We start from the raw sequence: 6,417 nt of genomic DNA, 5'->3' as shown, positions 1-6,417 counted from the left end.
ATACTCAGAGTTAAGTGACGATAGCCTAGGAGATACACCTGTTCCCATGCCGAACACAGAAGTTAAGCCCTAGTACGCCTGATGTAGTTGGGGGTTGCCCCCTGTTAGATACGGTAGTCGCTTAGCGTTTATCCGCCATAGCTCAGTTGGTAGTAGCGCATGACTGTTAATCATGATGTCGTAGGTTCGAGTCCTACTGGCGGAGTATAATTCTCATTACTAGACCTAGGTCTAGTTTTTTTTGTTAAGTTATTTACTTGTTAAAAGCTTAAATTTCAGATATGATAATACTATATTTTAAATTGAGAGGTATTCTATGTCAAATTTTGGATCAGCTTTTACACCTATTTCTATTTCTGCTACTAAAGATAAAATTTCTTCTACTGATAAATTTATTTTATTTATTGGACGTCCTTCTTGTCCATATTGTCAACTTTTTGAACCTAAATTATCAAATGTGGCACGTAATTCAAATCTTACTATTTTCTATATTAATAGCGAAAATAGTGAAGAACTAGAAGATATTCAAGCTTTACGTAAAAGATATGGTATTGCTACAGTTCCTGCTCTCTTTGTTTCAGAAAATGGAGCTGCTAAGGTTGTATGTGACTCTTCTCTTTCTGAGGATGATATTTTAGATTTTATTTCTTAGTCTTTTTGGAGGTTCTTATGTTTATTTGTAAACACGAGGTCCAGTATTATGAAACAGATCGAATGGGTATTACTCATCATTCTAATTATGTTCGATGGATGGAAGAGGCGAGAACTTTTTTTCTAAGAGAGATAGGTTGGCCTTATGAAAAAATTGAAGAGGAGGGAATTATCTCTCCTGTTACTTCAATTTCCTGTGACTATAAAGCTACTTCTACTTTTGCAGATGTAATTTCTATTGAGATTAATGTTAAAAGAGTTAAATCTGCTAAACTTACTTTTGTATACAATATGGTAAACCAAAACGGAATCCTTGTTTGTACAGCTGTTTCTGAACATAGTTTCTTGTCTAAGGACGGTGGTTTTGTCAATCTTAAAAGAGATCATTCGTCATTTTTTAATCTTTTAAAAGAGCATTCAGTTATGCAATAAAAAAGAAGAAAATCAAATCGATTTTCTTCTTTTATTCGGCAAGGAGTTTTTGATAAATAGCTAAATTTTCATCATCAAATACGTTAAATATTACTTTTTTTATTATACTTGACTCGTCAATAAAGGTTTTGACTGTTTGAATGGCGATTTTGGCAGCTTCTTGTTTTGGAAAATTGAAATCTCCAGTTGATAGACATGGTATAGCAATTGATTCAATGTTATTTTTCTCAGCTAGTGCTAATACTGAAAGATAACTTTTTGCTAAAAGATCTTCATCAATTTGTGTCGGTTGGTCTACTATTTTTGGACCTACTGTATGAATGACAAAGGCAGAAGGAAGATTGTAAGCTGGGGTGATTTTAGCCATGCCAACGGGTTCTTCATATCCTTGTTCTAAGATGAGTTCGAAACAAGCTTGGCGTAACTGAACACCTGCGTATGTATGAATAGCGTTATCTACACAATCATGAAGAGGTTTCATACATCCAAGTAAGGTTTTATTAGCTGCATTTACGATTGCATCTACTTCGAGTCTTGTAATATCACCTTTCCAGAGGTAGATTCGATCATCTTGTGGAATGGGCTGGAGCGAACTGAGTTGTACAAATCCTCTTTCCCCTTTTCTAAACTGTAGGTAAAGGTCTTGGATTGTTAAGAATTGTGTTGATGCTGCCATTGGTTTACGTGTATTAAAGAGTGCTCTGAGAAGTTTTTGTTTTTCCTCGAGTTCTTCTGGGATAATCAAATCATGTAATTCTAGATTTTCTTTTTTGAGTTCACCTATGAGATAGGTAATCATTGCATCTTTATTCATATTTACTCATTTCTATTTTTATAGTTTTTTATTATTATACTCCCAAGACTGGCTGTGGGCAAGTGATGTCTATGATAGGTAATGACTAATATTTGATAAGAATTTTTTATGTATGTGTCAAATTCTTGCAATAGCCTTTAGAATCATATAGAATAGGTCTACAAAAGTTTTATAATGTCTAGGAGGATGATTAAATGACACAAGTAGTAACAGATGCTACATTTGAACAAGAAACAGCTGAAGGTCTCGTTTTGATTGATTTTTGGGCAACTTGGTGTGGGCCTTGCTTGATGCAAGCACCAATTCTTGAGCAACTTTCTGAAGAGATTTCAGAAGATGAACTTAAGATTGTTAAAATTGATGTTGATGAGAACCCAGAAACAGCTCAGAAGTTTGGAATTATGTCTATTCCAACTTTACTCTTCAAAAAAGATGGTGAGGTTGTTAAGCAAGTAGCAGGTGTACATACAAAAGAACAAATTAAAGCTATCGTTGCCGAGCTTAGCTAACTAATCGTCACAGTCCCGTTTAGGGATTTTTATTTTTAGTTTATTCAAACGACGAGGAGAATCATATGTCTTATTCATTTCAAAATCCTAGTGATGAGGTTATAGAATCTTATTTAAAATCTGCAAAGACGATTGCAATTGTTGGTTTATCTCATCGCAAGGAGGCAGCATCTTATCAGGTTGCTCATTTTCTACAAGCTGCTGGTTATCGTATTATACCAGTAAATCCCAAACTAGAAGGTCAGGAGCTTCTAGGAGAGTATGTTTATGCTCATCTTAAAGATATCCCATTTTCGATTGATATTGTTGATGTATTTAGACGAAGTGAGCTTTTACCAGATGTTGCCTATGATTTTCTTGAAACGGATGCAACAGTTTTTTGGAGTCAAATTGGTCTTGAGAATGAGGAGGCTGAGACTATTCTTCGTCAAGCGAATAGACAGGATATTGTAATGAATCGTTGTACAAAGATAGAATATATGCGACTCTTTGTTTAATAAAATAAAAAGGTGAGTGAGCTATGCTCGCTCGTTTTTGTTATAATAGAGCTATGATTGAAATTTTTGATACGCATACCCATCTTAATGTGGATAATTTTGCAGGAAAAGAACAAGAAGAAATAGATTTTGCAGCTGAATTAGGTGTTGTTAAAATGAATATTGTTGGTTTTGATAAACCAACAATAAATAAATCTTTAGCACTATCAGAGAGATATGATCAATTATATAGTACGATTGGATGGCATCCTACGGAAGCGGGGTCCTATTCTCAGGAAATTGAGGATATGATTGTATCACAATTGGATAATCCGAAAGTAGTGGCACTTGGGGAAATCGGTTTGGATTATTATTGGATGGAAGATCCTAAAGAAACTCAGATTGATGTCTTTAAGCGTCAAATAGCTTTGTCAAAGGAACACAATTTACCTTTTGTTGTCCATACACGTGATGCACTTGAGGATACTTACGCTGTTATTAAAGAAGTTGGTGTTGGTCCTCGTGGGGGGATTATGCACTCATACTCAGGATCCCTAGAAATGGCTCAAAAATTTGTTGATCTTGGAATGATGATTTCATTTTCAGGTGTTGTAACTTTTAAGAAGGCTTTGGATGTCCAAGAAGCTGCTCAGAAGTTACCTTTAGATAAGATTCTGGTTGAAACGGATGCACCGTATTTGGCACCTGTTCCCAAACGTGGTCGTGAGAATCGTACAGGCTATACACGTTACGTAGTAGACAAGATTGCTGAGCTTCGTGGTTTAACGAGTGAAGAAGTGGCTGGGGCTACTTATGACAATGCGATGAGGATTTTTTGTCTGGATGAATAAAATAAAGATTCAAGAAGTCATCGTCGTAGAAGGTAAGGATGATACGGCAAATTTGAGACGTTTTTATGAGGTGGATACCTATGAGACTAGAGGATCCGCTATTAATGAGGATGATTTAGAGCGTATCGATAAGCTTAATGACTTACGTGGAGTGATTGTTTTTACTGATCCAGACTATAATGGTGAACGTATCCGTAAAATCATTATGGAAGCTGTTCCGACAGCAAAGCATGCTTTTTTAAACCGTGGGGAAGCAACACCAAAATCTAAGACTAAAGGTCGTTCATTGGGTGTTGAGCATGCGAGTTTTGAGGATCTTCAAAAGGCCTTATCTGGAGTTTTAGGTAGTTACGATGATGATAATCAGTTTGATATTAGTAAATCAAATCTTATGAAGTTAGGGCTACTAATGGGAGCAGATAGTCGAAAGCGTCGAGAATATTTGGGCGAGGTGCTTCGTATTGGTTATTGCAATGGAAAGCAGCTTTTAAAGCGTTTGGAATTGTTTGGAATCACATTAGATGAGCTAGAAGAGGCTATGTCAAATTACTAGATTACCAGTGATCTTAACATCAAATCGCTACTAAGTAGCTTATTATTGAGGTTGGGATAATTAAGGGTTTGGACCTGTTTTGTGTCCAAATATAAAAATCGAGAAAATAATAAGAAAAGAGAATAAATGAGAATTGCAGATTATAGCGTGACCAAGGCCGTCCTTGAACGCCATGGCTTTACCTTTAAGAAGTCTTTTGGACAGAACTTCTTAACGGATACAAATATTTTACAAAAAATTGTTGATACGGCAGAGATCGATAAAAATGTCAATGTAATCGAAATTGGACCTGGTATCGGAGCATTAACAGAATTCTTAGCTGAAAATGCTGCGGAAGTTATGGCTTTTGAAATTGATGATCGGTTGGTTCCGATTTTAGAGGATACATTACGTGACCATGAAAATGTTAACGTGATTAATGAAGATGTTCTCAAGGCGGATTTACAGACACGTGTCAAAGAGTTTAAAAATCCAGAACTACCAATCAAGGTTGTAGCTAACTTGCCATACTATATTACGACGCCAATCTTGATGCATTTGATTGAGAGTAAGATTCCTTTTGCAGAATTTGTTGTTATGATGCAAAAAGAGGTTGCTGACCGCATTTCTGCAGAGCCTAATAGCAAGGCTTATGGTTCTCTATCAATTGCTGTGCAGTATTATATGACCGCTAAAGTGGCATTTGTTGTCCCTCGTACAGTCTTTGTACCAGCCCCGAATGTTGACTCAGCAATTTTGAAGATGACGCGCCGTGAACAACCGTTGGTTGAAGTTAAAGATGATAATTTCCTTTTCCGAGTGGCTAAGGCTAGCTTTGTCCATCGTCGTAAGACATTGTGGAATAATTTAACAAATCATTTTGGTAAATCTGAAGAAGTGAAAACCAAACTTGAGCAGGCTTTGGAAATTGCTGATATAAAACCTTCTATTCGTGGAGAGGCTCTATCTATTTCTGATTTTGCACACTTATCAGATGCTTTGAGTGAAGCAGGTCTATAATTCAAAAATCCCACTGAATTTCAGTGGGATTTTTAGCTATGCGGAGAAAGGGATTTGAACCCTCACGCTTGAAAAAGCACATGCGCCTGAAGCATGCGTGTCTGCCATTCCACCACCTCCGCAGTGATAGGATTATTATACTGCAAATTACTAAAAATGCAAGGAGCTTAAGGAAATGGAAATGTGGTTTGTTTTGGATCAGAAAAGCGTGTTGTTTTGTGGTATAATAGGGCTATTAAACGATTGAGGAGTTCACTTGCAAGGAAGAATTATCAAAGCACTGGCAGGTTTCTATTATGTAGAGCATGATGGTTTTGTATACCAGACGCGTGCGCGAGGAAATTTTAGAAAAAAAGGACAAACACCTTACGTTGGGGATTTTGTCGAATTTTCAGCAGAGGAAAATTCAGAAGGTTATATCCTTAAAATTGGTCAACGAATCAATAGCTTAGTGCGCCCACCCATTGTCAATATAGATCAGGCTGTGGTCATTATGTCTGCTAAGGAACCGGATTTCAATAGTAATCTTCTGGACCGTTTTTTGGTTTTACTAGAGCATAAAAATATAAAACCTGTAATTTATATTTCTAAGATGGATTTGGTTGAAGATGATTCAGAAATGAAGGCCATTCAAAAACAGTATAAAAAAATTGGTTTTGATTTTATCTTCAGTTTGGAAGAACTATTGCCGCTCTTGACTAATAAAATAACAGTTTTTATGGGACAGACAGGTGTTGGAAAATCAACCTTGTTGAACCGTATTGCTCCGCAGTTACATTTAGAAACAGGTGAGATTTCAGACAGTTTAGGTCGTGGACGTCATACTACAAGGGCTGTAAGTCTTTATGATGTTCATGGAGGGAAGATTGCTGATACACCAGGATTCTCTTCTCTAGATTATGAAGTGGATAATGCCGAGGACTTGAGTGAAGCTTTTCCAGAAATCCGTCAAGCTAGTCATGGCTGTAAATTCCGTTCTTGTACTCATACCCATGAGCCTTCTTGTGCTGTTAAGGATGAGGTTGAAGATGGTCAAATTTGGCAAGTCCGTTATGATAATTACCTTCAATTTTTAAGTGAAATTGAAAACCGTCGTGAAACATATAAAAAAACTGTAAAAAGAAAGTAGGTC

Annotated in this window: 9 protein-coding genes, 2 tRNA genes and 1 rRNA gene; 10 read left to right on the top strand and 2 right to left on the bottom strand. The window is 36.4% G+C overall.

Features of this window, described 5'->3' with window-relative positions:
- The first annotated feature begins 10 nt into the window (after positions 1-10).
- The 4 genes from rrf to ACYVQ1_RS07400 all read left to right on the top strand — a co-directional run bounded on the left by rrf (position 11) and on the right by ACYVQ1_RS07400 (position 1,083).
- Positions 11-126 (top strand): 5S ribosomal RNA (gene rrf, locus ACYVQ1_RS07415).
- Positions 127-131: 5 nt separating this feature from the next.
- Positions 132-205 (top strand) — tRNA-Asn (locus ACYVQ1_RS07410).
- Positions 206-316: 111 nt separating this feature from the next.
- On the top strand, positions 317-652 hold the full coding sequence (gene traF / locus ACYVQ1_RS07405; protein ID WP_461250298.1) for a conjugal transfer protein TraF: 336 nt from the start codon (positions 317-319) through the stop codon (positions 650-652).
- Positions 653-669: 17 nt separating this feature from the next.
- Positions 670-1,083, top strand: a complete 414-nt coding sequence (locus ACYVQ1_RS07400; protein ID WP_417164386.1) for an acyl-CoA thioesterase — start codon at positions 670-672, stop codon at positions 1,081-1,083.
- Between the two features lie 31 nt (positions 1,084-1,114).
- Here the strand turns inward: ACYVQ1_RS07400 and ACYVQ1_RS07395 are convergent, their stop codons facing one another.
- Positions 1,115-1,897 (bottom strand): protein-ADP-ribose hydrolase, encoded by a 783-nt coding sequence (locus ACYVQ1_RS07395; RefSeq protein WP_461250297.1) that lies wholly within the window; start codon positions 1,895-1,897, stop codon positions 1,115-1,117.
- 194 nt (positions 1,898-2,091) lie between these two features.
- Between ACYVQ1_RS07395 and trxA the strand changes: the two genes are divergently transcribed.
- From trxA to rsmA, 5 genes are all read left to right on the top strand, one after another.
- Positions 2,092-2,406 (top strand): thioredoxin, encoded by a 315-nt coding sequence (gene trxA / locus ACYVQ1_RS07390; RefSeq protein WP_002884315.1) that lies wholly within the window; start codon positions 2,092-2,094, stop codon positions 2,404-2,406.
- Positions 2,407-2,471: 65 nt separating this feature from the next.
- Positions 2,472-2,903, top strand: a complete 432-nt coding sequence (locus tag ACYVQ1_RS07385; RefSeq protein WP_461250296.1) for a CoA-binding protein — start codon at positions 2,472-2,474, stop codon at positions 2,901-2,903.
- A gap of 53 nt (positions 2,904-2,956) precedes the next feature.
- On the top strand, positions 2,957-3,733 hold the full coding sequence (locus ACYVQ1_RS07380; protein ID WP_461250295.1) for a TatD family hydrolase: 777 nt from the start codon (positions 2,957-2,959) through the stop codon (positions 3,731-3,733).
- The gene (rnmV, locus tag ACYVQ1_RS07375; protein ID WP_461250294.1) at positions 3,726-4,286 is read left to right on the top strand and encodes a ribonuclease M5; all 561 of its coding nucleotides are present in this window, start codon (positions 3,726-3,728) and stop codon (positions 4,284-4,286) included. Before ACYVQ1_RS07380 ends, rnmV begins: the two co-directional genes overlap by 8 nt.
- Before the next feature lie 126 nt (positions 4,287-4,412).
- Complete coding sequence (rsmA, locus tag ACYVQ1_RS07370) at positions 4,413-5,285, top strand: 16S rRNA (adenine(1518)-N(6)/adenine(1519)-N(6))-dimethyltransferase RsmA (protein ID WP_461250293.1); 873 nt, start codon at positions 4,413-4,415, stop codon at positions 5,283-5,285.
- A gap of 39 nt (positions 5,286-5,324) precedes the next feature.
- Here the strand turns inward: rsmA and ACYVQ1_RS07365 are convergent.
- Positions 5,325-5,407, bottom strand: a tRNA-Leu gene (locus ACYVQ1_RS07365).
- A 134-nt stretch (positions 5,408-5,541) separates the two neighbouring features.
- On the opposite strand from ACYVQ1_RS07365, the gene rsgA reads away from it, so the two are divergent.
- Positions 5,542-6,414 (top strand): ribosome small subunit-dependent GTPase A, encoded by an 873-nt coding sequence (rsgA, locus tag ACYVQ1_RS07360; protein ID WP_461250292.1) that lies wholly within the window; start codon positions 5,542-5,544, stop codon positions 6,412-6,414.
- The last annotated feature ends 3 nt before the right edge of the window (positions 6,415-6,417 follow it).

Source organism: Streptococcus parasalivarius (assembly GCF_054785155.1).
The sequence above is the reverse complement of the archived record's forward strand: the minus strand, read 5'-3'. Positions and strand labels throughout refer to the sequence as shown.

Excerpts from the sequence above, each read along its gene's own strand:
- traF (WP_461250298.1), top strand. The coding sequence starts at position 317 with ATGTCAAATTTTGGATCAGCTTTTACACCTATTTCTATTTCTGCTACT.
- ACYVQ1_RS07400 (WP_417164386.1), top strand. The coding sequence starts at position 670 with ATGTTTATTTGTAAACACGAGGTCCAGTATTATGAAACAGATCGAATG.
- ACYVQ1_RS07395 (WP_461250297.1), bottom strand. The coding sequence starts at position 1,897 with ATGAATAAAGATGCAATGATTACCTATCTCATAGGTGAACTCAAAAAA.
- trxA (WP_002884315.1), top strand. The coding sequence starts at position 2,092 with ATGACACAAGTAGTAACAGATGCTACATTTGAACAAGAAACAGCTGAA.
- ACYVQ1_RS07385 (WP_461250296.1), top strand. The coding sequence starts at position 2,472 with ATGTCTTATTCATTTCAAAATCCTAGTGATGAGGTTATAGAATCTTAT.
- ACYVQ1_RS07380 (WP_461250295.1), top strand. The coding sequence starts at position 2,957 with ATGATTGAAATTTTTGATACGCATACCCATCTTAATGTGGATAATTTT.
- rnmV (WP_461250294.1), top strand. The coding sequence starts at position 3,726 with ATGAATAAAATAAAGATTCAAGAAGTCATCGTCGTAGAAGGTAAGGAT.
- rsmA (WP_461250293.1), top strand. The coding sequence starts at position 4,413 with ATGAGAATTGCAGATTATAGCGTGACCAAGGCCGTCCTTGAACGCCAT.